Source organism: Cryobacterium lyxosi (genome assembly GCF_004403345.1).
GTDB classification, from domain to species: Bacteria; Actinomycetota; Actinomycetes; order Actinomycetales; family Microbacteriaceae; genus Cryobacterium; species Cryobacterium lyxosi.
Window position 1 is genome coordinate 176,047 of the sequence record NZ_SOGT01000002.1, and the last position, 24,033, is coordinate 200,079.

General features: G+C 61.1%; 20 protein-coding genes. 6 read left to right on the forward strand and 14 right to left on the reverse strand.

What is annotated here, in order from left to right:
- Positions 1 to 98: 98 nt before the first annotated feature.
- The 5 genes from E3T27_RS01785 to E3T27_RS01805 all read right to left on the reverse strand — a co-directional run bounded on the left by E3T27_RS01785 (position 99) and on the right by E3T27_RS01805 (position 3,871).
- On the reverse strand, positions 99 to 836 hold the full coding sequence (locus E3T27_RS01785) for a hypothetical protein (protein ID WP_206750144.1): 738 nt from the start codon (positions 834 to 836) through the stop codon (positions 99 to 101).
- A 179-nt stretch (positions 837 to 1,015) separates the two neighbouring features.
- Positions 1,016 to 1,645 (reverse strand): recombinase family protein, encoded by a 630-nt coding sequence (locus tag E3T27_RS01790; protein ID WP_134571377.1) that lies wholly within the window; start codon positions 1,643 to 1,645, stop codon positions 1,016 to 1,018.
- A 251-nt stretch (positions 1,646 to 1,896) separates the two neighbouring features.
- On the reverse strand, positions 1,897 to 2,532 hold the full coding sequence (locus tag E3T27_RS01795) for a hypothetical protein (RefSeq protein ID WP_206750145.1): 636 nt from the start codon (positions 2,530 to 2,532) through the stop codon (positions 1,897 to 1,899).
- 14 nt (positions 2,533 to 2,546) lie between these two features.
- Entirely contained in the window at positions 2,547 to 2,732 is a 186-nt protein-coding gene (locus E3T27_RS01800) for a hypothetical protein (protein ID WP_134571379.1), read from the reverse strand.
- A gap of 50 nt (positions 2,733 to 2,782) precedes the next feature.
- Entirely contained in the window at positions 2,783 to 3,871 is a 1,089-nt protein-coding gene (locus tag E3T27_RS01805; protein ID WP_134571380.1) for a hypothetical protein, read from the reverse strand.
- A gap of 558 nt (positions 3,872 to 4,429) precedes the next feature.
- Between E3T27_RS01805 and E3T27_RS01810 the strand changes: the two genes are divergently transcribed.
- On the forward strand, positions 4,430 to 4,744 hold the full coding sequence (locus tag E3T27_RS01810; protein WP_134571381.1) for a hypothetical protein: 315 nt from the start codon (positions 4,430 to 4,432) through the stop codon (positions 4,742 to 4,744).
- Positions 4,731 to 5,819, forward strand: coding sequence for a hypothetical protein (locus E3T27_RS01815; RefSeq protein WP_134571382.1), 1,089 nt, complete (start codon positions 4,731 to 4,733; stop codon positions 5,817 to 5,819). The genes E3T27_RS01810 and E3T27_RS01815 overlap by 14 nt, the downstream gene beginning before the upstream one ends.
- Before the next feature lie 235 nt (positions 5,820 to 6,054).
- On the opposite strand, the gene E3T27_RS01820 is transcribed toward E3T27_RS01815, so the two are convergent.
- Entirely contained in the window at positions 6,055 to 6,534 is a 480-nt protein-coding gene (locus E3T27_RS01820; protein ID WP_134571383.1) for a hypothetical protein, read from the reverse strand.
- Positions 6,535 to 6,737: 203 nt separating this feature from the next.
- Entirely contained in the window at positions 6,738 to 7,427 is a 690-nt protein-coding gene (locus E3T27_RS01825; protein WP_134571384.1) for a helix-turn-helix transcriptional regulator, read from the reverse strand.
- A 73-nt stretch (positions 7,428 to 7,500) separates the two neighbouring features.
- Between E3T27_RS01825 and E3T27_RS01830 the strand changes: the two genes are divergently transcribed.
- The 3 genes from E3T27_RS01830 to E3T27_RS01840 all read left to right on the forward strand — a co-directional run bounded on the left by E3T27_RS01830 (position 7,501) and on the right by E3T27_RS01840 (position 12,545).
- Positions 7,501 to 8,229 carry an alpha/beta fold hydrolase gene (locus tag E3T27_RS01830; protein ID WP_134571385.1) on the forward strand — a complete coding sequence of 243 codons (729 nt, stop codon included), beginning with the start codon at positions 7,501 to 7,503 and terminating at the stop codon, positions 8,227 to 8,229.
- Between the two features lie 268 nt (positions 8,230 to 8,497).
- Positions 8,498 to 11,992: a VWA domain-containing protein gene (locus tag E3T27_RS01835; protein ID WP_194087727.1), complete on the forward strand. Its 3,495-nt coding sequence runs from the start codon at positions 8,498 to 8,500 to the stop codon at positions 11,990 to 11,992.
- A gap of 4 nt (positions 11,993 to 11,996) precedes the next feature.
- Complete coding sequence (locus E3T27_RS01840) at positions 11,997 to 12,545, forward strand: hypothetical protein (RefSeq protein ID WP_134571387.1); 549 nt, start codon at positions 11,997 to 11,999, stop codon at positions 12,543 to 12,545.
- Between the two features lie 437 nt (positions 12,546 to 12,982).
- Here E3T27_RS01840 and E3T27_RS01845 read toward each other — a convergent pair whose 3' ends face one another.
- The 5 genes from E3T27_RS01845 to E3T27_RS01865 all read right to left on the reverse strand — a co-directional run bounded on the left by E3T27_RS01845 (position 12,983) and on the right by E3T27_RS01865 (position 19,702).
- The gene (locus E3T27_RS01845) at positions 12,983 to 13,588 is read right to left on the reverse strand and encodes a hypothetical protein (RefSeq protein WP_134571388.1); all 606 of its coding nucleotides are present in this window, start codon (positions 13,586 to 13,588) and stop codon (positions 12,983 to 12,985) included.
- 196 nt (positions 13,589 to 13,784) lie between these two features.
- Positions 13,785 to 14,660 (reverse strand): helix-turn-helix transcriptional regulator, encoded by an 876-nt coding sequence (locus E3T27_RS16850; protein WP_241992071.1) that lies wholly within the window; start codon positions 14,658 to 14,660, stop codon positions 13,785 to 13,787.
- A 224-nt stretch (positions 14,661 to 14,884) separates the two neighbouring features.
- Positions 14,885 to 15,919 carry a hypothetical protein gene (locus E3T27_RS01855; RefSeq protein WP_134571389.1) on the reverse strand — a complete coding sequence of 345 codons (1,035 nt, stop codon included), beginning with the start codon at positions 15,917 to 15,919 and terminating at the stop codon, positions 14,885 to 14,887.
- Positions 15,920 to 15,941: 22 nt separating this feature from the next.
- A complete protein-coding gene (locus E3T27_RS01860; protein ID WP_166786062.1) occupies positions 15,942 to 18,128 on the reverse strand; it encodes a transglycosylase domain-containing protein in 2,187 nt (728 codons plus the stop codon).
- 968 nt (positions 18,129 to 19,096) lie between these two features.
- A complete protein-coding gene (locus E3T27_RS01865; RefSeq protein ID WP_134571391.1) occupies positions 19,097 to 19,702 on the reverse strand; it encodes a GNAT family N-acetyltransferase in 606 nt (201 codons plus the stop codon).
- A gap of 158 nt (positions 19,703 to 19,860) precedes the next feature.
- On the opposite strand from E3T27_RS01865, the gene E3T27_RS01870 reads away from it, so the two are divergent.
- Positions 19,861 to 20,295, forward strand: coding sequence for a GNAT family N-acetyltransferase (locus tag E3T27_RS01870; protein ID WP_134550636.1), 435 nt, complete (start codon positions 19,861 to 19,863; stop codon positions 20,293 to 20,295).
- Between the two features lie 155 nt (positions 20,296 to 20,450).
- Here the strand turns inward: E3T27_RS01870 and E3T27_RS01875 are convergent, their stop codons facing one another.
- Together E3T27_RS01875 and E3T27_RS01880 are read right to left on the reverse strand one after the other, a co-directional pair.
- Positions 20,451 to 21,629: a protein kinase family protein gene (locus E3T27_RS01875; RefSeq protein WP_134571392.1), complete on the reverse strand. Its 1,179-nt coding sequence runs from the start codon at positions 21,627 to 21,629 to the stop codon at positions 20,451 to 20,453.
- A gap of 342 nt (positions 21,630 to 21,971) precedes the next feature.
- Positions 21,972 to 23,168 (reverse strand): Fic family protein, encoded by a 1,197-nt coding sequence (locus E3T27_RS01880; protein ID WP_134571393.1) that lies wholly within the window; start codon positions 23,166 to 23,168, stop codon positions 21,972 to 21,974.
- Positions 23,169 to 24,033 lie beyond the last annotated feature (865 nt).

Sequence of the window (24,033 nt, forward strand, 5' to 3'; positions counted from 1 at the left end):
ACCAACCATCTGCCCAGAGTCGCGGCTCCCTGGTGACTGTGCGGATAAGTCGTATGCCGACTGGCAGACAGTCCGCGACGCCGCGAAATCGCCGACGCCTAAACTGCCTCACACTCTCGAAGGACACGAACTGGCACTGCATCGTCAGGCAGCGCGTCGGCGCCAATGACGCCCCAGTCGTCTCCAAGTACCCCATGAAAGCCGAACAGGCAGATGATGCTCACCCAGCGCTTGATGGCGTCCGCGACGGCCGATCGCAGCTCCAGCTCGAAAGGATCGAAGTCGGCCCCATCGAGCACTCGTTGCTCGTGGGCCGAGAGTGATTCGTTGCTGTCAATCGCGACTCGCTCCACCTCTTCCCACATCTCGCGTGATGATCGGGATTTGACCTCTCTGCCGCGGATCTGGTCCAGGTGGTGATAGCGACCGGCAGCCGCGTAGTTCCTCAAAGTGCGAATCACAGCGGCCCAGACCGGGTCGCTGTCCAGAGTGCAGGTCCAAGTCCCAAGGAGCCGCTTGTGCTCCCAGTCTCCCGTGGCCACTGCTTCTCTGAGCGTGGCGCGCAGCCGAGCATCCATCTCGTCCAGCGCGTGGCCCCACCCCGCTCCAGTGGAACCCATGGTCTTCGGCCAGCCCTCACCTCTGGACACCGCTACGGTCCCGAGTGCAAGCTTCATCAGTCGTTCGACTCCGATCGAGTAGGTAGCCAGCACGGCGTCAAGATCGCGCTCCAGGGTGCCGTCCTGACGGAGCAAACGGTCGGCGGATGCGAGCACCCTGCGCGCCGATGTTACTTCGGGAAGCAGCCCGCTTAGCCACTGTTGACTGGTGAACATTGATCCCTCGCGCATGAGACCGAGCCTATCGGCGGGTGCTCGCAGCCGCGTACACCCCCTACCCGCCTCCGCCCATCAAGGTATACCCAAATGAGCAGTTCAAGAATGCATCAAAGTCACGTCAATCAGGGTGGGTTGCCGTGTGACTGTTGGCGCTCTTTGGTGGGGTTCTGTGATCGCTATTTGGCGTTGTCGCTGGTCAGGGTCTCGCCATCAGATTGATCTGGGAGCAGTCCCAAGGCGCGCGCTCGACGGTAGAACGTAGCTCGGGACATTCCGAGGTCGAGCGCGACCTGGGCCGTTGCCTCTCCGCCTTCGATGAGTCGGCGGGCGTTTCGAATTTGGCTGTCGGTAATGATCCGCGGGCGACCACCAAGATCTTTGCCGGCCGCGCGGCGTTTGGCGATGGAGTCGACAACACGCTCGCGCTTGATTTCGCTCTCCATCTGCCCGAGCGCCGCCATAATCGTGAACAGCATGGACCCCATCGGTGTCGCTGTGTCGACGTCGCCGCCGCCCAGGTTCAGCACGCGGAGGCCGGCTCCGCGGCCGCGGAGCTCCTTGGCGAAGTCGAGCATGTTCTGCGTCGATCGACCCAGCCGGTCCAGAGTCGTGATGACGATCGTGTCGCCATCCTCGAGAGCGTCCAACGCGCGATCGAAGTGAGGCCGCGTTGCTTTAGTGCCAGAGACCCCATGGTCGATATAGAGGTCGTCGCGCCGGACGCCTGCGGCCAAGATGTCGGCTTCTTGCCGGTCGGTGGATTGTTGGCGCGTCGATACACGCGCGTAGCCGATCAGCTTCGACACTCTGCTCCTGGGTGTTTCATAACTAACGGTGAGTACCGCCATCCAACGAGTAGGTTATGCGACGTAGTTATGCGAATAACCGTACCCCGAGATTCCGGTACATTCCTTCGATCTGCAAATGGAAAAAACCTACAGTCGTGATACGCCTCATATCCCTAGGGTTTCGATACACATCTTGATCTGGTTGCGGTGCGGTCATGTAAGGCGTCGGTGGCAGGAGTGCTCCCGACGCAGACACTATAACGAGCGAGCTACGGCCCGACAGTCCCAATGGGATACCCCTTGTCGTGCTCCCTCGGCGTACCGAGTTCCGTTCGCCAAAGCACTCGATCGCGGACGTAGTGATAGTTGAAGGCTGGAACGGAAAGGTTCCGAATATCGATCGCTCCTAGCAGCCCGGTGCTCCGGGGCTTGGGTCGACGGCGCTCCTCCTCGTCACGATGCTCGGCCTCCCAGATCAGCTTCGACTTGGGCATCTCCAGAAGCACCGTTTGGCCTCCTTCGATGACCTCGAGACTCGCCTCCTCGATCTCGTTGCCTACGGTGATCTGGATCCAGACCTTGTATGCCGATTGCTTGCCTTCATTTCGGACGGCGTACATGCCGGGAGCCTTCCAGTCGCAATCCCATGTCACGTCGTGCTGCTCGGTGGCCCGTACTTCACCTGCCCGCGCGATGTCGTTAGCTTCACGGGCGATCGTGTTGGCCTCGGTCGAGAGTGTGTTCGCGCCCTTCGCGATGCTGTTGGCGTCCTTCGCGATGAAGTTCGCGCCCGCAGCTGCTTCCTTCGCCTTGTTCGCGTGGTTCAGCCCAACCAATCCCACGACGAATCCAGAGATGCCGAACAGCGCCGCGACGATGACCCCGGCAACTGTTGCGGCGGCCACTACCTCGTCCGGGGTCACTCGAGCATCCGAGACTCGGCGTACGTCAGATCGCGGCGATGGTCATTGGAGCAAACCCATTCATCGAAGGCATAGGGAATCATCGTCGGTCGCTCGTTCTTCGGCAGCGGCGTCCAGCGTTCGCGAGGCTTGACAGCCAGCGTCATCGCCTCCCCGCAGACGTTGCAATCGATCGGCATCATGGTCCGTACCTCCCTTAGTTCAGACTATCGACGGGTGCCGACACCAAGGCTCATCCGTCGACGACAACTCCGTCGACCTTGCTGTCGTAGTCGATGTCCATCGGAATGAAGCTGCCGTGGAAGAACAGACCGGACTTGCGAGGTTCGGTGGTGCCATCGGGTGGGAGGGTCACCGCCTCCCGGTACCCGAGGGGTCGTCCGCCAATCACCTGCTCCGGGAGTCGTCCGATGGCGAGCGTGGGATACGGGGCTACACCCTCCGGCATCTCATCACCGAAGTGGCGCTTCGCCCGAGCGTGGAACATCGCGGCGTAGACGTTCGCGATCATCCAAGCCTCGGCGAGGACCACCGGCACATCTACCCGCAGCGAGATGGCCTCCAGCCCTTGCTTGGGCCTCACATGCGGGCGACTGAGATACGTCAGCATGGGGCGATCGAAGATCGGCACCGATTTTCCTTCTCCGAACGCACTCAGGGGGATCTGCCCAAGTTCGTCCGGCGGGGTGGTTATGAATTCGATGCGGACGTCTCCGCGGGTGCTCACCGCGAGGCCGTGCTTCACCTTGTTGTGCGCCGCGTTCACAGACAGCTCGTCGCCGGTCAGCAGCGAACTCGCGTAGTTCATCCATGCCACGGCGGTCTCTGCTGCGGCGGCCACGTTCTCGTCGACGCGCGTCCCAGGTGTGAAGAGGCATCGCAGGAACAGCTCGTTGCCGGCGCCCAGGGCAGCGACGGTCTTCTGGACTACGTCGATGAGGGCATTGGGGCTATCAGCAATCGCCAGCCACGTGCTTGGTGCGTCACCTTCCTTCGGCTTCGCCGCCGTCACGGCGTACATGAACCGGAGCAGCGCCTCGGCGGCCTGGTGGCGCAGGCTGAGCGCCTCGACCGCTACCTGAAGCCGACGATCCTGCTCCTCGAACACCAGTAAGTGGTCCGTCTTGGTCAGTCCGAGCGCGGCAAAGAACTCGGGCTCGTCAGCCGGCGTAGCGACCGCCAAACTGCGCTCCGCGGTAAGTAGCGATGAGATCCGCGAGGCGAAGTACGCTGCCGGATGGGAAAGAAAGAACTCGTCATCGAGGGCCTCGGCGCGGCCCTCGCTCAGATGGATGCTATCGGCGCGTAGGTAAAGGTGCATCGGATTCCCTCCAAGGGCTCCTCACTATTCTGGCCGCGTCGGGCGACAAGACATTCAGGAGTCGCGGGCTACCGCGGCGTCGGACTCTCGGACCGCCGGAACTAACGTTGGGAGCATGTAGTCCGGTCGAAGTGGCGAGCACGTCAGCGCAGCGAGACTGGTTGCCCGTGGGGTCACGTCCCTTGACTTGGGGGAACTCGTCGGAGGCGGCGATCCGTGCTTTGTCACTAACAGCCCCATTTGGGCTCAAATACCGATTTCAGGGACAGTAGTGCTGAATCATGCGACTCGTGGTGTTCAGTTACACCGATTGCGCCGTCTTGCAATTGCGCCCAAGTGCACCAGACGTGGTGCTTACGGAACCGAATATTCATCTGCCGATACGAACGGTTTCCATCCCTGGCCGGGTCGCTGCCAAGCGAATGTGAGCATCAAAAGTGGCGACGCCCCTCGCCACGCATTCAATCGGAGTGTATTACTATAACCAGAAAAACCGAACCAAGCCCCTAGCCCACAGCTAATAGATGTCGACACCCACCCAGATAGAAGGGTCATCAAGTGCATGAACCTGAGGAAGTCAACCAACTAACCGGCACTGAATCTGGCTGTTGGCGCGTGTTCACACGCGACAGCATTCATCTCTTCGATTTCGACGCACAGACTGTTAAACGCATACCTGGCCCGAATGCGTGGCCCACGTTCAACGACAGGGCACGGCCTTTGCGCTCAATTGACGCGTGCGCAGTTGGTGCCCGCGGTCATTGGACGATGTTCGAGGATGGGTGGTCGGAAACGGTTGAGTTCTACTGGCATGACACGAGCATCATTCAACGCATCGAACAGGTGCAGGTCGAAGCCGATGAACCTGAATAAGCCTGGCGCCGATATTTTGGGGCTCCCTGCGACGTCAATCCTGCACGTGCTCAACGGTCCGACCGCCGAACTGTCGAGAGACCAAGTGGCAGGCGCCGTCCAACCTACGAAGCAGCATACTGAAACTGCCATCCGCCACCTTATTTTGATCGGGCTGATCGCAACGAAGACCCGTGGGAACGCGGCCGTCTACCGGCTGAACCGCGAGCATGTGCTTTGGTCTGCGATCAACGACATTCTGAATGCCCCGGCACGTGTTCAGGCCCGCATCGTGGGCATCGTGAACGCTTTTAGTGCCACGGATGTGACTGTCGCCATGACTATCAACGCGTCAGATGGCGAGCAACTGTCACTGGATGAATGGCTGGGACTCATGATCGTCTTCGCCGACGGAGTGCGGGCCGACCCACGCAAAGCATTCCTGACCGCCATCCGACAAAACCTTCAGGTGTTCACGGGCAATGAGGTGCGGATCTTCGAGACCACGCGAACTGGCCTGAAGGACTTGATTCAACACGACTACGCCGCTGTGCAGTCGATCACTGAGAAGACGATGGCAGCGGCCGGCCCCGACATTACAACACTCCTCGCGTACGCCGCCAGCTCCGGCCCGAAGCCCACGGACTCGTCAGAGATGGATCCGGGGAGTACTTGGGAGACGTCGGGCGAGGCTGACGTCTGGGATGTCCTGGTGAGACAGGACCTTTCTCTTGACGAGGACGTTGAGTCGGGCGCGATCTCGCCCGTCCTCGAAGCGGTTAGCACCGAGCTCACTGACGAACTGATCGCGTTCATCGCCGGTGTCAGCGACGCTCGCATCGCATTTCGGTGGCGGCAAGGGACCCTCGTCCCGAGCGCGTCCGCGCAAGGAAAGCTGCGCTGTGCTCGGAAGGTCGTGACGTTGTTCGAAGAGTTTGACGCCCTTGACGCGGTGGAAAGCTGGCTTGAAGATCTGAACCCAGAAGTTGGCGGCCTTTCACCAGCGCGCCTCATTAGAGAACATGAATCGCCAGAAGTGGAAGGCCTCGTCCTGGCGGCGGCACGGAAATCGCTTGAGGACTTCCTGCGGCCGTGACAATCGCAAGTTCATCATTCATGAAATCAACTCAAATCGATCAATTCGGAGCCCTGAACCTGTCGCAGTTGACGCACCTAAGCGGGATTTCCTTACGCGACAGGTCAAACGGGACGAATTCGCTCAGACGGGGTGCGCGACCCTGTCTTTGCGGGGGCGTTCCCGCATGACGTCCGGCTTATGGGACGTGAAATGTCAGGACCGCGAGCACTGCCGCAGTGAAGGCCGTCGTCGTTCAGAATTCGTAGATCGTGGCGAGCTCATCCGACAGCAGCACCGTGTGCGGAAGTTCGCGCAGTGCCTCGGCGTCAACCGAGATTCCCCTCAGTTGTGCGGCCTCCGCGTACGCTTCCCACGGAAAGGAATCGGGTTTCGCTTCGTCATCCCCCCGCACCTCCATGAGAACTTCCGCGATCACGTCGGCTGCAGAGCGTTTCCAGGAGATGGTCCCGCTGTGCCCATGTTTGAACGAGGACACTCCACGATCCATGTCGAGACGAATCATCGATTCGTCGGATAGGCGCAAATATTGGGTCATTTTCATGCTCATGGTTGGCCTGGAGTTTCCCGGGGCCGGATCATCGAGTTCGCAGATGATGACCAGACCGGTCACTGACAGGCTGGAAATGTCGAACGGCAGGCGTTGAGCGCGCTGACTACCGACCGATCCTCGTTGCATCGGTGCGTATCGACCCCGCTCATTGCTATCCGTCATGCTGGCAGCTTAGGTCCTTCGCTGTTCACGGACGACGCAGCTGGCGAGCCACCCTGTGACCCTTCAATGCGACGTTAACCTGTTCCGCTCATCGTTCCCCTCTGACACGGCCTCAGCGTTGGTTGATCAGGCCACGATCTGTCGCGTTCAAGGTCCGGCTTGCGGGCGTGATCCGGCTCACTGCTGAGACAGTACGGCGTTGGTCAGATGTCGACCGGGCGTGCCAGTTCGGGAGGGCTGCCGATCTCGTCGATCTGGTGGCCGGTGCACGGATGACGGGTGGCCGTTGCGCTCTGGATCCTGGTCAGGTCGAACCAACGGACGCCGTCGCGCAATCTGCACCAGGCGACAAGCATCCACCGTCGACGGGTGAGGGCGAAGATCATCGGCTCAACCTCGCGCCGAGTGCTCTCGCCCTTCGCGTCGGTGTAGGTGAGGTTTATGGTGACCTGGTCGACGGTGGCTTGCTCGAGCACGGACATCACTCGACGGTGAGCTGCCGGACCGACGTCGACCCATACGCGGTTGGACAGTTCAGCGGCTCGGCGGCGGGTCACCGGATCGAGCACGTCGAGCACCTTTCGGATCGCGGCGCGCGCCGAATCGGAGAACGGCGCCTGAGTGCTCGCCGACACTGCCGCGCTGAGGGCCAGCGCTTGCGCTGCTGTGAGATTAACAGGGGGGAGCGAGGACATCTCCGTCAGCCCGTAGCCGCCACCGGGACCGGTTCGTCCCCAGACCGGCAGGCCGCCCGCCTCGAGCGCGGCAAGGTCACGCTTGATCGTGCGGATGGCCACTTCGAACTCGTCGGCGAGCTGCTGGGCAGTGCGGCCAAGAGTGCCCGCTCGACGCAACGACTCGGTGAGGGAATGAAGGCGCTCGGTTCGATTCACTTTGTAACTATCTCAGAATTAGTGACAGAAATAGTGACAAGCTCTTGCCATACGTCCGCAGGAGCATGAATACATGGAACCAATCACACCAACTCTCAGGTCAATCGTACTCGTCCCTGGCTACTGGCTAGGCGGATGGGCGTGGGATGCCGTCGCGGCCGATCTGCGCGACCGGGGCCACCGCGTCATCGCCGTGACGCTGCCGGGCCTCGATCCCGATGACCTTCATCGTGCATCAAGGAGTCTGGCCGACCAGGTGGATTCTCTGCGCTCGGCCGTGAGTGCTGCGGGCGTCGACGGTTCATCCGTCGTGCTCGTTGTTCACAGCGGCGCCGGATTCCCTTCCTCCGTGCTCCTGGACCAAGACCCCACCGCAGTAGCTCGAATCATCTACGTCGACAGCGGGCCATCCACTGATGGCTCTGCCTTCGACGCGTCGCTACCCCACGATCAACGGGAGGTGGTGCTTCCGCCGTTCGAGCAGTTGGCCGCCAGCCTCGACGGGCTGAGCGTGGAAGACCTCGAACTGTTCCGTCGGCGAGCGGTGCCGGAGCCCGGAACCGTCATGCGCGCTCCAGTGCACCTCAAGAACGAGTCCCGACGACACGTTCCCTCGACGATCATTGCCTGCTCCTACCCCTCCGAGGTAATGATGCAGATGGCTCGCGAAGGGAACCCGATGATGGCAGAAGTCGCCACCCTCCGCTACCTCGAACTTGTCGACCTCCCGACCGGGCACTGGCCGATGTGGAGTCGACCAGCAGACCTCGCCGTCGCCATCGCCGACGCAGCAGGCCGCTGAGTGGCGCATCCTTCCCGAGCGCATCTTTCCTGACGCCAGAACACGGCATCACACGGCCCGTCCCGCAGAGGGTTCCCGTGCGGAACATGGACGGGATCTCCAGCCACTCGACCGTCTCGCTACACGAGTGCCATGAGACGTACCTCATCCGTCCTCACACATGGATTTCCCGAACGTGGGGGTGTTCAGAGGTGAGCGCGCACCGATAGCTTTGCGTCGGATTGCCAACTGCACTTGCTGGGCAACATCACGCAGAGACGGACGCCCCATGAAGACCAGACCATTCTCGACCCCGACTTGGCCAGGCTCCCGCCTCATGGGGCTGATCGCCCTCGCGACCGGTCTGGCGCTGGTGTCCACGGCGCTTCCAGCCGTGACCGCCCCGGCCTTCGCTTTGTCGTGCACGATCACGGGGACCGCTGGCAATGATGTTCTCCGTGGTACCAGCGGTGACGACGTCATCTGCGGCGGCAACGGTTCCGACACGATCGACGGCAGTGGCGGAAACGACACGCTCTATGGGGGCGGTGGCAGCGATGTCCTCTCCGGCGGTGACGGGGATGACGTTCTTTCGGGCGAGAACGAGCACGACGTTCTCTTCGGTCAGGCTGGCAATGACACGCTGAGTGGCGGTAGCAGTGCAGACAAGCTTGATGGCGGTGAGGGCGACGATAGTCTCGACGGCGGAAATGACGTTGACACGCTGCAGGGCGGGGCGGGCAATGACGTTGTCAACGGAAGGCTGGGCGACGATGTTCTCGATGGTGGGCCGGGCACTGACCAGCTGATCGGTGAGAACGGCGCCGACAGCATGTATGGCGGCTTTGGGAACGACTCCCTCCTCGGTGGGCTCGGAAACGACGCTCTTTATGGCGGCCCCGGCAACGACAACCTCAACGGCGACAAGGGTAAGAACACCTGTGACGGCGGGGCCGGCATCAACGTCTTCGCAGGCTGCTCGACGACGGTGAACCCGGGCGGCCCGGATCCGGCCGGGGAATGGGCTGACACTGACGCCGACGGAGTCGTTGACGCGATTGAGATCCGGGCTGGTACCGACCTTCTCAAGGCGGACACGGATACTGACGGTCTTGCAGATGGCGCCGAGCTCCAGAGCATCACGGACCCGACGAAGGCTGACACCGATAGGAACGGGATCTCCGACGCAGCCGATGACCCCGATGCCGATGGGCTGACGACGGCGGATGAACTGGGCCGCGGCACTAAGGCCGGCGAACCCGACACGGACGGTGACTCGCTGACTGACGGACAAGAGGTCGCGGGAGGGAGCAATCCGCTCGCGGTCGACTCCGACCTTGACGGCCTCTCTGATTCCGAGGAAGTCGCCTTGGGATCGAACCCGACCGTCGTCGACTCGGACGAAAACGGCATCGCTGACGGTGATGACAGCTTTGCGAAGAATGTCCTTGCCGCCGAATCCGCTGCAAGCTATGAAGCCCGCGGACTCGGCAAGGCCGTGCTGTCTGTGAGCCTAAGCGTCTCTGACGACGAGCGGCTCAATGACGTGCCGGGCCAGCGAGCCCCGCCGATCGAGATCGATGCCCCCCTGGCGCTGGAGCCGGGCACACTCACGATCCCGTTCGACACGGCGGACCTCGACCCGGGAGCCAACCTGGCGGTACTTCGGTTCAACAATGGCACCCAAACATTCGAGTTCCCGGCCGATCAGGCCGTCGACCTTGAGCGGGGAATCGCGACAGTTCAGACCCCCGATGGCGGGATCATCTCGGCGCAACGCTCCGCTCAGACGCGTCCCGCCGACTGGGCCGAGCTCGATAGCGGAGCCGGGATCCCCGAAGCCGAAGCAGTTTCGGGCTCGCGCTTCTCTCAGACGTTGGCGACTGCTGCTCCAGCCACACCGACTTCACAATTCGTCATTGTCGATGTCGACGAGTTCGACGCCATCTGGGCTAGCGAGATAGCGACCCCACGCGGAGGCAATGCGTCAGGGAATATCGACGTAGTCCTCACACTCGACTCCTCGGGATCGATGTCGTGGAATGACCCTGGCGGGGCCCGCAAGACGGCCTCGAAGTCCTTCGTCGATTCCCTGCGGACCGGGGATCAGGCTGCTGTGGTGGACTTCGACTACTCAGCGTCCGTGTATCAATCGATGACCACAGACTTCGACGCAGTGAAGGCCGCGATCGACCGGGTCGACGACAGCGGTGGCACCAACCTCTCAGCCGGCATGGACGCGGCCCTGAACGAACTCGACACTAACAGCGACTCCACACACCAACGGGTCATCGTTTTCCTGACCGATGGGGACGGCTATTACGACGAATCGTCAACGATGCGAGCCGCGGCCAGCGACACCACCGTCTACACGGTGGGCCTCGGGTACGGGACCAACACCGCCCTGCTGAGCTCGATCGCGGCCTCGACCGGCGGCAAGTTCTACTACGTGCCCGACGCGAGCGGGCTTACCGACGTGTTCGCAGGCATCGGCAGTGACACCGGCGAACCCGACGCCGACGGAGATGGGCTCGCCGACACCGCAGAGACCAGTGGATGGCGCGACGGCAGTGGACGCGTCTTCCACACAGACCCGAACGACGCAGACACCGACAACGACGGACTCAGCGACGGCGAAGAAGCCGGGCAGCTCACGACCGGCGGCGCCTTCGGCCGGGGAACGTACTACGGCGCGTTCTCGGACCCCACCCGGGCAGACACCGACGGCGACACCCTCAGCGACCTGTACGAGCGGGCGGAAGGACTCTCGGCGTGGAAAGCCGACCTCGACCATGACGGCCTGAACGACGCCCAGGAAACGCAGACCCACAGCACCGAGGCGTTCAGCGACGACACGGACGTCGACGGTTACACCGACACCTGGGAGATCGATCACGCCAGCGAGGGATTCGATCCCCTCATCCTCGACTACCAGACGAGCATTCTCGAGTACATCGGCGAATTCTCGCGCGGTGCGCTGTGCGGCGACATCACTAATGTGGGCCCCTTCTGTGAGGGACAAAGCCTCGCCTACCTCGCCGGGAACATCTCCAGCGGAGTGGTCTTCATCGGGGACATCCGTGATGCCCTCGCCGGTGTTGTGAACCTGGACTTCATCTCCACCGCGTTCAGCGTCGCCGCACTCATCCCCATCGGTGGCGACATCGCAGCGGGAATCAAGAAGACCGAGAAATTCATCAAGGTCGCGGACGAGATTCCGTCGGGGGCCGCGCTGCGCTCCAGCATGAAAGACCTCGGCAAGTCGACCGCCGACAAGATGGACCTGCTGCGGAAAGTCTCACCGACCGCGGTGACGAAACTCACCACGGCGGGACTTCCTGATGCCGATATCGTCCGCCTCGCCTCGAGGATGATCAGCGCCAAACATTTCGACGACATGGTCAAAGCGGCGAACGATGTCAAGAAGGCGCCGAACACCTACCGGCTCGAAAAAGACGCCGAGAATTTCCTTCGCAGCATTACGCCCGGAGCCCTGCCGAGGCAGATCAGGTCGACCGCTTCCACTGGAGAAATACGCTATTACGACGTTCTGGATCCCGCGACCGGACGCGCGATGGAAATCAAGCATGGTCGAGCACGGGACGTCGGACGGGCCGCCAGCCAGGCGGAGCGAGAAACCATCATGAAGAGCGATTCGAAGAGTGGTGTTGAAATAGTCGAGTGGCAATTCTTCACGAGCTACAACAACACCGTCGGGCCCGACGTCGCTCTGTTAGAGCGGCTTGAGCGTTTGGGAATCCCTTTTACTCTTTGGGTAGCCTGAGATCATGTGGGACACTATGAGCGCCAGTCGCGAAAAACGTGAGGAACTACACGAGCTATACCTCCGGGCACTTAAACCGGCGCAGGCGCATCTTCGGAGTCGGTTGAACGGGCCGCGCGATCCGCAACTCGACGGCAGCGTCGAAAGCCTGGACGCCGTGAACGAGTGGTTCCTGGCCCATATCCAGGAGCGTCACGAAACGCAGCGCGCAGAACTGCCATCCTGGTGGGACCCCTCGAGACCCACTTCCGAGAGCGGTGCCCCGGGGAGCGGCCCGTTCACGTCAGCGCAGCTTGCCCTGATCGATGAGGTGCAGGCTTACTTTGCGGAAGTCCTGACTGCGACCTTCCCCGATGCGGAATGGGTGATCTATAAAGGCCACAAGAATGACTTCCGGAGCGGTTTGACAATGCTCCAGATCGGTAAAGGACGTCCCTTTCCGGTGCGTGACGTGGTTTACAAGGAAGCTCTTGGCGTTGTTCTCTCCGGGCGCGACGTGGCGGTGGACACCTTGTCCCGCTTGGTGCGCGAAGAGTCAGCCGCGCGGGCATGAGCCCGTGCGGAACACAATGAGCGTCGGCCCCGAGAAGGCCGCGGAGCTGCACAACGCCAACCACCAGAACTATAGCCGCCACACCACCACCGCTTTTGGGCCCGCTTGACCGGGCCGAACAACCCGCGACTCGACGGCGGCGTTGAGAGCCTGGACACCATGCATGACCGGGTTCCTACCCGCATCCTGTAACAACCAAGACCCCTCACCTGTGAACAAACTCTCAGGAGTTAGCGCCCGTTGAGGGTTCGGCTTCCGGGATTGCAGCGACAGAAGGTGCGGCGGCAGTGTGAGCGTGAGTGTGAATCGCATTGATAGGTAGCCGTCCTGGCCGGCGCGACCTGGCCGAATTTGCTGGATTGGTACGTTCGCCCGGCGGTAATGAAGCACCGCGCTTGAGAACGTCTGAGTCTCAACAAACACAAGGGTCTTCGCAGTTAATCGCCCGAACTAACGGGCAGGATATCTCGCGCGTGCACGATCGACACGGTGTCTAGGCGTACGTCGTTCACCAGGTGCCGGTAGACGTCGACATCCGCAGCAATGATCACCGAATCGGGATACAAAAATGTGCCCCACGCAAACCGGCCCGCGTCATCCTGGGCAAACTCAGGTACACGATCGTCGCGACTGGATTGGATGAACTTGCCGACGGAGAGGTCGAAGGGATCGTAATCTTCCTTGAGTCGCCGCGTCAGCAGGCCTGAGCTCGTATAGGGCGCATATCCCGCCCAGCGCAGACAATGCAGCACGGTGGTTGGACCAAGCTGATGCAGTGCTTCGTTGACTGCCTGCGCCGTCAACGGGTCGACGTGGCCTCGAGACGGTTCTGGCGGGCTGGCAGACGCTCCCAGCTCATCCGCATACCGATCCCAGACCTCAAACCAACTGATGGAGCCGGTCAATTCGGTTCCATTGACGAGAAATGACGACCACCGCTGGGCACGCCCATTTGCGTCAAAGAAGGGGAGAAACAAGCGCAACATGGGCAACGCACGGTATTGCGGCGGAACGAGATCACGCGCCAGCATCGCTTCACTCATTGAAGTCCCCCTCGCTCAGTAGCCGTGCCACTGACGCTATCGCTCCGAGACCGGTCGCCAATCTTTGAATGCTGCGAGGCCTCCGTCAATTCCCGTAAGGGGTTCCCCTTGCGGACGTCCCGTCTATCGCGAACATTGCGTTCCACTGCAGACCGGGGCGGCCGTGGGACAGAATTGGAATGTCGATGCCCCGCGATCAGCGCAGTAGCCTGCTTTGGTAGGCGTGAGCGACGATTTGTGCCCGGGAAGTGAATCCGAGTTTGGTGAGGATACTGCTGAGGTGAGTTTTGACCGTTGACTCGCCGATGTGAGCGCTGTGGGCGATATCGCTGTTGCTCAGCCCGCGGGCGGCCAGGAGGAATATTTCCCGTTCGCGTGACGATAGGGCGGCGATCGACTTCCAACTAGCGGAATCTGGGTGCGGGCGATCGGGATCAGGGGCGTAGATCTGTGTATCGGCCGCGGCCGCACCCGTGGGAAGTTCGCTGGATGATTCCTGTTCGGGACGCATGGCTGGCACTCGAAGTCGCGATCCGATATGCCAGGCACCCAGCGTCAGCAGAATGCCCACCACCGACCAGGTGACAAATCCTTGAACGACTTCGATGCTGACCGCTTCCTTGCCGTTGATGGTGCCCCACACGCCGGACATCGACAGAAACGGAACGTTCAGTAACGCGCTCACGGCAACGCTGCAAACGATCGACAGGCCCAACAATACCCGGCGTGTGTTGACCCGGCTAAAGGCGCTGATGCCAACAACAAGGAGAACAAGGGCAAGATAGGCAACCCAGCTGACCTGGCTGAAGCGCGCCGGCCAAAACAAGAGTTGCAAGACCAGCAGACCCCCAGTCAATGACAGCGCGGTGCCGGGTCGAACCCGGCAGAGCGCGATGGCCAGTCCGAAGCCCGCCGCAATCAAAACCGCGTACGGATTCGTCAGGAACGTGTCCGTTCGCGACGGCACGTACCCGACAATGCGGTTTGACGACTGCACAAACCACGCAGTGAAGAACAACGCCCCGAGCGCCGGCTCACGGAAACGGACCAACTGTGCACGAATCTTCGTCATGCCTTGACAGTAGATGCCGCAGCAGCGCTTCGACGCACAGGGGCGAGGCTTTCCTCACTCTGGGAGATGCCTCTCCTCCTTCTGGGGGATCCCTCTCCGCCGAAGGAACGAGAGACCGAGGCCTTCCCGTCCCACAGGGGGTTCCCGGGAGTGCAGACGCCTGATGTATCACCAGGCCACAACCGGTGGCGGCCTCAACTGCGCCTCGTTGCTCTTGCTCTTGGTCAGGGCATGGCGTAGGCGGAGCCGGGCGGCACGTGCGGCATAGTGCTGGACATCACCGTACCGTCGGTCAACCAGGTTGCCGTCAGATCGAGAAGTACCGGCGGCCCGGTCTCGTCGACGCCGAGAGCGCCCCAAACCACGGTGTTGAGGCGCAGTCCCTCTTGGGCGATCACGTTGGCTCCCGCGCAGATACTGGACGCGGTCCGGTCGACGTGTTGGATGACGAGACAATATTGACTGGTACCGCGTTGGGCCAGGTAAATTCCGTAGGTCCCCCGCGGCGGGAGTCCCGCCACCCGTACGGTGTTGTAGGCGGGTCCGAGGTCAGCCAGCTCGCCAGCTTGAGGGTCTGCCGGTTGGTCGAAGATCGCGGTGACTGTCTGGATAGCTGCCGCGTCCGGCAATGGGGCGGGAGACGAGGCGGCATTCGCGAAAGTCGCCGTGAAGCTGTGCTGCAAGGCCTGGGCGCCTAAAGTTCCCAGTACCCCGATGGTGATCCCGATGGCCAACACAATTGTGCGCCAACGCACTCGGGACGTTGGCCGAGAGCTATAGATCCCCGTAGCAGCGGATGAGTCAGTCGGTGCGGGGGGTGAGGGTGAACTCACTCCGGCGGTGAGGTCCTCGTCGACCGGCACCACAGCATCCGTCGATTGGGCCAGACCGCGACCGAACCGCGTCACCAGCTGATCGACGGCTGCCGCGCGGGCGGCGAGATGGAGCGTGAGCTGCCGCAGCCGGTGCTCACTTGCAGTGGCACGCACGATCAATCCCGCCTCTATGCGTTCGACCGGCGGCTCGGGTACTGCCGCCCGTGAGAAGACCGCGGCCTGCAGCTCGATGAGGTACACGGCCGGGTCTGTATGGCCGATAGGTGTCGGCTGCAATGGATGCGCCGCCCACCAGAGAGCGTCCAACACGTCCTGGGTACCCCGGCTGGAGCCGTTCAGGTCGGCAAATTCTTGGTCGAGTGCCGCATGAAGGGCATCGTCGCGTTCAGCGGCCGCACGCAATTGGAGCGCAAGATTGTCCATACGCCCCGTCGAATTGTCATCCTCACCCTACCGCGGCTCGACCGCCCAACCTGATGGGTTTGGTCGGCTTGGCGAAGTTGTCTCCGCCGTACTTGGTGTTAGCGACGCTCATCACATCGGGCCACATGCGGTGCCGGGCGGTGGCGGCCTGAAGACCTGAGAAGAACGTGTTGCGCTGGCTGCGGGCGATACCGCTCACATTGACCACCCCGGCGACGGTAGCGACCTTGGTACTGGCACCGGTCATCCAGGTATCTTCGCTTGCGTCGGTGGTTCCGGTCTTGCCGATCATCGGCACCTTCGGAAACGTTGACCTGTTCGACGCGGTGGCGGTACCCCCGGTCATCACGCGTTGCATGGCATAGATCATGCGAGCGACAACCTCCGGCTTGACGGACTGCGTCACCTTGGATGCGGGAATTGGCAGTTCGACGCCGTCGGAGCCGATGATCTTGTCGATGGCCACGGCACTGTGGGTCTCGCCGTTGTTGGCGATGCCAGCGAAGGCGACGGCCATGCTCAACGGGGCAATCTCGTTGGTACCGAGCACGGAGCTGGCGCCTTGCTGCAGGGCGTTGCCATCGGCCCGGTGAATACCGAAGGCCTCGGCGGTTTTGCGGATGCCGCAGAGGTCGAGTTTCTTGGCCATGCCGATGAAGCCGGTGTTGATGGAGCCGAGGGTTGACTGGAGGGCGCTGTAGTTGGTGCCGGACTCATTCGCGTCATTGCGCGGGTTAAAGGGTGGTGTGTCGTGGTCCCAGTTTTGCCTGCCGAGGCAGCTGTCCTGAAAGTTGCCCCAGTTCGCCTTGCGGCGTGAGTCGACGCGCTCATTGAGAGAGTGGCCCTCTTTCAACCACTCGGCGAGGGTGAAGACCTTATACGTCGATCCGGGCTGAAACCCGAGGGAGCCACCGTAGTTCTGGTCAGTGTTGTAGTTGATGCCCGTGTACTTAGTACCAGACGAGGCCAGCAGGGGGTCCTGGCTGTATTCCTTGTTCTGGGCCATGGTCAACACGCGCCCGGTGCCGACCTCAACGCTCGTGACGACTGCGCCCACATCCCAGCCGGCGTAGGTCTGCGGCACGTTCTCGGCCAGCGTTTTGACGGCAGCATCCTGCAGCTCGAGGTCGATACTGGTGTACACGTCGTAGCCGCCCTGGCGAAACGCAGCGAGGCGGGTTTCGGCATCCGCTCCGAAGATCTCATTGTTGAGTAAAACCTTGGTCACGTAGTCGCAGAAGTACGCGTTCGCGCCGGCCGTCTGGCATCCAGTACTCGGCGCGGTGATGGTGGGTTCGATGACTGAGGCGACGGCAGTGTCGTGCTCATCCTGGCTGATGTTCTTGTACTCAAGCATCTCGCCGAGGATGTAGTCGCGGCGCTCTTTGTTGGCCGCATAACCGTTGGCCGTCCCGTTGGTCTCACTGTCGGGGCGGTCCAGCTGATACGCCACCGGGTTGTTCACGGTAGCGACCAAGCTCGCGGCCTGCGGCAGGGTGAGGTTCGCCGCGGTGGTGTTGAAGTAATAGTTGGCGGCGGATTCGATGCCGTAGACGGTGCCTCCGTAGCCGGCAATGTTCAGATAGCCGCGCAAGATCTCGTCCTTTTCGTAGTTCTTCTCGACACCGATCGCGAGGCGCATCTCCTTGAGCTTGCGGTCAACGGTCTCGGTGATCGCGGCCTCATAACAAACGTCCAACTCGGTTTCATCGGAGAGCTCTTCACACTTCTGCACCAACACGTTCTTCACGTACTGCTGGGTGATCGACGAGCCGCCGCCGCCACTGCCCAGGCCCGGGGCAAGCAGGCCAATCGCGGCGCGGGAGGTGCCCTGCAAGTCGATGCCGCCGTGCTCGTAGAAACGCGGATCTTCACCCGAGATCGCGGCGTTTTTGGCATAGTCGCTGATCTGGTCGAAAGCGACCTCCACGCGGTTCTGCTGGTAGAACGACGCCAGCAGCACCCGGCTGCCCACCGGGTCTTCGCGGTTGGTCGAGGCCCAAATATTGCTCTTTTGCGATAGCTGATCGATCGAGAGGTACTCCGGCAGCGTCTCGAAAACGTTGATGGTGTTCGTTACAGCTATGCCGGAAACGGCGACGGCCGGGGTAAGCGCAGCGGCAACGAGCACGCCGGCGACGACGCTCAGGCCGATGAAGCCAGCGAGTCCCCCCAGCGCCCCGATCGTTGTTCGTTGTTTAGTAGACACTGTGGCGAGACTATCGGGTACAACAGCAACGCTAGAAAACATTCCCTGTGCTCGCGAGTGGGAAGCATGTGCAACTGCGCAGGACCACGTCGAGGCCCCATCGAGCTGACAGTAAAATCTGGCAAGGACCGCAAAAACCATGCATACCGCGGAGCGAGACTTTTGCTTGTCGTGAGCCGAGTCCTCCTGTGCTGTTTCATTCACGGTGATCCGGACCGATATCTTCGGATCACCAGCGGGCCCGTCCCGTTCAGCAACTTCGGTATCGGACCTTTCCAGCTCTATTTATACGCCGGTCTGGTCATTTCAGGCAGCCTTCTTATTACGACCGTCTTGGTCGCCAAGAGACGCCGACGCGTCCTGCAACCGCCTCCGCGCTAACGGTCGCAGTTTCGGCCGCGCCTACAACAGCACGACACGAAATGAACTAACCAAAGTCAGCCACGGTCCGGGGGCCATCAGCGAAAGGCCCGAAGTTCGAGTGTCCCGTATGGCGTTCGGCTTACGGCGATTGTTTGGTGCCGTTCTAACTTGCAGAGGACCCACCCGGACGCGAGCGATTTGCCCTGCGTGCCGTCACCAGCGTGATCACCGCAACTATCGCAATCGCGCCGAGCCATATCCATAGGTTCGTGTCGATCCCAACGAGTGACCTTTGATACGAGCCGCAGATCGACGTGCCGCCAGCGGGTGCGTCTGCACACCAGCCTCCGCTGACAATCGGCGCTAGGAAGACGGAGATGCCCAAGCAGGCGAGTGTGCCTAGCCACATTGTGGCGACAACGGTTCTCCGGCGGTGAATCATGCCTACAGCCAATCATTACTCGAGCCCGAGCACCCCCATCGATACTCTTTTGTGATCCCACGAGTCGCAGAGAGGCTCCGCTGCGGCACCGTCCCGTTGACCGTTCGCCTTACGGAGTGAGGCCGTTGTGAAATCAGGCGGCCCAGCCGACGATGCGACGCAATTATTGGAGGGAGAATTCCCTCGTGGTCAAGGAATGCCGAAGGCCCAGGCGCACGGCTGGCCATTCACTTGCAGTGATGGAAAATATGACGGTGTCGCGGAGAGCGCCGTCCGGTCCAACTGAGTGGCTGCGCAGCACTCCATCTTCCTTTGCGCCCAAAGCAGCTATTGCCTTTCGTGATTGGCGGTTGTGCCAGTGAGTACGAAACTCGACGGCAATGCAGTCCAAAACGTCGAAGGCGTACGTCAGTTGGAGGAGCTTGGCCTCTCGGTTCGCGCCCGTACCTTCAGCGCTTCTCGCCAGCCAAGTGGAGCCGATTTCTAATCGCTGCGCATCGGCGCTCGGGTTCATAAAGGTCGTCATGCCGACGATCCGCCCCGTTGACGCGAGCCGAGTGGCCCATGGCAGCATTTTTCCCTGCTCGTGGAGGCTGAGTCGGCGTTCAACCTCCGTGGTCATCGCCTCGGGGTGCGGTATTGATGTGTACCAAGCACGCCAGAGTTCTGCTTCGTTCGCAGCTTCACGGAGCTCGGCTACGTGATCGAATGACAGGGGCTCAAGGGTTACGAGCGATCCTGCGAGCGTGGGCGATTCTGTGAGCTGCATGCTCCGACACTATGGCACCCGGAAACCTCGTGCGCTTCGGGCGGTATGCGCCGCACCAGGGACTGAACCCGGAGGAGGTTCTCTCCTAAGTCTCGATCATCCGTGGAGCGACGGTCACTCGGCTTGCGTCCCGTCTTCAGTTCCGATTCAGTGGAGTCATGACGAATGCTTCTTACCGGTTCTCTGCACGTGCTGGCGATATGGACCGCGAGCAGATCCACGCGTGGTTGAGCCGCGAGGCATACTGGGCGACGGGGCGACCCCGTGCCCTTCAGGATGCCGCAATCGACGCATCCACCAATTTCGGCATGTTCGACTCAGCCAGCGGACGGCAGGTAGCTTATGCCCGAGTCGTGACCGACTCGGTAACATTCGCGTGGCTCTGCGACGTCTTCGTGGACCCAAAGGTCCGCGGACACGGCGTGGGGGTCGCACTCATGGAGAACGTCTGCGCGCTACTCGACGATCTGCATCTGAAGCGTGTCGTACTTTCCACCGGGGACGCCCACGGTCTCTACGAGAAGTTCGGTTTCGAGCCCCTCGCTCAGCCCGAAAAATGGATGGCAAGGACTGCAGCGACACCAGAAACCTGAACTGAGGGCAATCCCGTAGAAGGTTCCCCTGCGACACAGCATCGGTCCACCCGACCGCCGGGTAGTTTGGCCCCAGATGTGTCGCTCTGGTCGTCAGATTTGCGGGCGACAATCATCGGCCCGCCCACGCCGGCACTCCTTGGATCTTGACCGATTTAGGCAGGTGACTCTCCCGATGGGATTCGTAGTTCAGGCTCTAGTACTTCAACGGCTCGAATGAGCTCTGCCACGGTTTCATATCGCGCTGCGACGTTGCTGTCAGTTGATCGCTGCACTACGCCACTGACCGCGCCAACGGCACTCCCAAGCGCAATCCGTCCGGAGAAAATGTAAGAGACAAGGACACCAGCTGCATAGATATCGTTGGTGACCGCAAAGTCCTTGAAGGAATCGAGCGCCGGGTCGATTATCGATCCCTTTAGCTCGGTCGTGACGGCCGTGAATTCAGAGTCGGGATGTTTATGGAGACCGAAGTCCGAGAGCTTGACGAGAACAGCGCCGCGATCGAAGTGCTGCACCAGCACGTTGTTTCGGCTGATGTCGCGATGGAGGATGCTCTTGGTGTGCAAGTAGTTCAGTCCGTAAAGAAACTGGAGAGCGATTCGCTTCCGCGAACTCCAAGAGAGGGTCTGATTGACTCGCTGTATGTAGTTGCCGAGTGTTTCGTCACAGAACTCCATCGTGAAGCTCTCACGGGTGGCGTCATAAGCATAAGCGCGGACGATGTACGGGAAGTCAAGTTCTTTCATCACTTCGAACTCCTTGCGGAACCGCACCAGGTCACGGTCTGCGATGCCGGGTTTTGCACTCTTGACAGCGACCCTTATCCCATAGGTGTCATCGACGTAGCGGTGCACGAACCCAAAGGAACCCTCCCCCACGAGTACAAGCTGCTGAGGGGCTGGGGCGACAGCTGACTTGGGCGCCCACTCGGTCGTACCAAAGATCGGCTCGAATCGCTCAGTATCGATCTCGGACATGTCATCAGGTATCGGGCTACCACCCGACGAGAGAAGAAACGCACGACACGTATCGAGCAACTTGGCGTAGTCCTCGCGAAGGGCCATTTGAACGCGCGCGCGCTTGAGGTCGCGACGCATCTCGTTGATGGATTTGATGAGCTGGAGGAGCTGCCGGCTGTCCTCTGCGTTGAAGTGACGACCCATCCGCATCTTCGAGTTCATAAACTTGAAATGCTCGTTAAGTTGTTCCTGCAGCGTGGCGAAGACTCCTCCAAGTTGGCTCGGATAGCCCTCATAGAGGCTCTCGTACTCTGGAGACGCGGTATCGAATTCACTTGCGTATCTAGCAATAACCTCATCCGGTGTCACCATGACTTGATACTACGGTGAGGCGTAATCTCACGAAGCGACAATGTGCAGGGCCGCCCTAGCGATCTGACATCCAATGGATGAAGAGCCGATATACCCGACCAGAAGCAGGCTGGAAGCACGCGGCTAGCAGCCTGTTTGATATAGCCGTTCCGCCGAGCGTTCGCTGAGCGCTGAGCCGTTGGATTAGCAGCATGGATCTCGTCTGGCTTCTGGTCGTTGCGAGCAGCAGCATTACCGGTGCATTGCGATTTATCCTAACGGCCACCGAAAAGGCTGCCGCTGATCTGAGAGCTTTTCTGGGTTGAGTCCAGAAGGCCGACATACGTCCGTAGAGCTGTTCCTCTATTGGTGCAGTCGTGCTTCAACAGCAAAGTCGTCGAGGGCTACCGCGACGTCTCCAGCCACCCAGATCCGGTTGCGTCGCCCTTCCGTGATCTGAGTCAGGATGCCGGCGTCAACAAGCCGATCGATGGCGATCTGGGCATTGACGGTTGACACGCCAAGCTCGCCCGCGGCCGCCGCAGCGCCGACCACGGGCTGGCGAAGAAGAATGTCCAAGAGCCGGTGTACTGCTGAGCCGTGCCTTGCGGTGATGCGCCCTTGCCATTCGAGCTGCACGGCTTGCAGATCTTTCAGGAGGGCGTGACAAAGGTTCATCGAGGCAAATGCTCCATGCGCGACGCAGGCAATTATCGGGGCGATATTCCCTGCCCGGTACTCACTCAGCGCATCGAAATAATGGCCAGTGTCGTGAAGGAGACCGGCCGAGATCGGAACAGGAGCGTTTCGCGTGAGTCTTCCACCCCGCCACATCGATTGGATGACGGCGCGACCAACCCTTCCGTTCCCGTCAGGGAACGGGTGGATGGTTTCAAACTGAGCGTGCACGACGGCTGTTTGTGCGAGCAGAGGAAGATCGGTGCGATTGGCGAACCCAACAAGGTCGTGCATCAGCGCGGGCACACGATCATGATGCGGGGGCACGAAACGGGCGAGGTGGGGCCCTCGGCTCCCTCCCCCGATCCAAACTTGCTCCTGCCGCCAGCGACCAGCGATCTGTGGGCTACTGCGCTCGAGTAGAGCGCGATGTATTTCTAGGATGGCGTGGCCGCCGATGGACTCGGACTGTGCCTGAGCTTCGTGCATTGCTCGGATGTTTGCAGCGATGAGCTGCGCATCGTCCGATGCCCGACCGCCGAGTTCAGCCATAGCGATCTCCCGTGCGCCGCTGCGGAGGTTCTCAATTTCTGCGCTTGCAGCGCTCTCAGCACGCAGCAGGACCAACGCAAATGGTGCAGGAAGATGACCGACTTCCGCATCAAAGCGCGCCATCTCGCTCGCAACATCTTCCGTGAGCGCGTTTAGGTCACCATTCAACGAGATGTCGAGATCCGCGATGAAAGCGGGCACCGAGGCTGAGTACGGCCCCAAAGCCCGCCGGCTCTGTGGGCGTGGGCCGAATTCATCTTGGACGCTGTGCCATGGCAGTGCTTCGTAGCCGACCGCCGGCCAAGGCGACTTCAACCCTACGGTGGTCATGGGGTGAGCATACCAATGCTTATCTGCATAGGCATGGGCATGTCTCCTCATTATTCTGACTTATCGCATAGGCCGGCCGGGCTAGGCAACCACGCCCAATAGCCAGCGCTGCATCACTCAGCCTCGTGAGAAGAAACGAATCTTGCTCCAATCCTCAGAATTCCCCTCGGGTCGTACCTTCAAGGCGTACGTAGAGAATGTATTCGTTGACGATGTCAACGGCGATCCACCGCCCACGAGCGAGGCCATCCAGCTCGGCGCCAGTCAGCGTCAATGCGTGGGCGTCGTAGCGTCGACCAAAGAGGAAAAGGCCGTCCCTGTCGAGTCTCGGGCGGCGAACAGTGATCCTCTTCGCCTCACCCCTCGAGTGCATCCCGGCGCGGTCCTTGTTTGCTTCGCTAGGCATCACGAGTCCCCAGCGGTCGGGCCCGCAGTGTCCGAAAACGGTTCAATCGCCGTCACGTCCGTGGATCGACGGGTTGTGCGCATCACCCCAGACACGTGCAGATCGATGATCAAGTTCATAGGCCGGCCAATTGAGCATTCAACAAGAGAAATGAGGTCGACGGACTGGCCATCGCGGCGCAGGGACCTGTCCGCACTCATATCCATCGCAGGCAGCCTGCTCATCATCAACCGGTCGAGGTCAACCAAGTACACCGATCCGGACTCGGTGGACACAAAGTACCGGCCCGCTGTCTCGCCGTTCAAAGTCCACATTTTGGCCGCCTGTTCCACTCGGTAAGATTTTCTCTGCGGTTATACTAATACGCGTCTCGGGTCTACGGTCGGCGAGAGGCGAGGACCCGAACATCGGTTTGACCACTCAGCAGGCGTAAGCGTCGTTCGCACCACGCTGCGGAGG

What these genes read in the sequence shown, in the direction of transcription:
- E3T27_RS01785 (WP_206750144.1), bottom strand. Translation starts at nt 836, where the DNA reads ATGTTCACCAGTCAACAGTGGCTAAGCGGGCTGCTTCCCGAAGTAACA.
- E3T27_RS01800 (WP_134571379.1), bottom strand. Translation starts at nt 2,732, where the DNA reads ATGATGCCGATCGATTGCAACGTCTGCGGGGAGGCGATGACGCTGGCT.
- E3T27_RS01805 (WP_134571380.1), bottom strand. Translation starts at nt 3,871, where the DNA reads ATGCACCTTTACCTACGCGCCGATAGCATCCATCTGAGCGAGGGCCGC.
- E3T27_RS01815 (WP_134571382.1), top strand. Translation starts at nt 4,731, where the DNA reads ATGAACCTGAATAAGCCTGGCGCCGATATTTTGGGGCTCCCTGCGACG.
- E3T27_RS01820 (WP_134571383.1), bottom strand. Translation starts at nt 6,534, where the DNA reads ATGACGGATAGCAATGAGCGGGGTCGATACGCACCGATGCAACGAGGA.
- E3T27_RS01830 (WP_134571385.1), top strand. Translation starts at nt 7,501, where the DNA reads ATGGAACCAATCACACCAACTCTCAGGTCAATCGTACTCGTCCCTGGC.
- E3T27_RS01835 (WP_194087727.1), top strand. Translation starts at nt 8,498, where the DNA reads ATGAAGACCAGACCATTCTCGACCCCGACTTGGCCAGGCTCCCGCCTC.
- E3T27_RS01840 (WP_134571387.1), top strand. Translation starts at nt 11,997, where the DNA reads ATGTGGGACACTATGAGCGCCAGTCGCGAAAAACGTGAGGAACTACAC.
- E3T27_RS01845 (WP_134571388.1), bottom strand. Translation starts at nt 13,588, where the DNA reads ATGAGTGAAGCGATGCTGGCGCGTGATCTCGTTCCGCCGCAATACCGT.
- E3T27_RS16850 (WP_241992071.1), bottom strand. Translation starts at nt 14,660, where the DNA reads ATGACGAAGATTCGTGCACAGTTGGTCCGTTTCCGTGAGCCGGCGCTC.
- E3T27_RS01855 (WP_134571389.1), bottom strand. Translation starts at nt 15,919, where the DNA reads ATGGACAATCTTGCGCTCCAATTGCGTGCGGCCGCTGAACGCGACGAT.
- E3T27_RS01865 (WP_134571391.1), bottom strand. Translation starts at nt 19,702, where the DNA reads ATGCAGCTCACAGAATCGCCCACGCTCGCAGGATCGCTCGTAACCCTT.
- E3T27_RS01870 (WP_134550636.1), top strand. Translation starts at nt 19,861, where the DNA reads ATGACGAATGCTTCTTACCGGTTCTCTGCACGTGCTGGCGATATGGAC.
- E3T27_RS01875 (WP_134571392.1), bottom strand. Translation starts at nt 21,629, where the DNA reads ATGGTGACACCGGATGAGGTTATTGCTAGATACGCAAGTGAATTCGAT.
- E3T27_RS01880 (WP_134571393.1), bottom strand. Translation starts at nt 23,168, where the DNA reads ATGACCACCGTAGGGTTGAAGTCGCCTTGGCCGGCGGTCGGCTACGAA.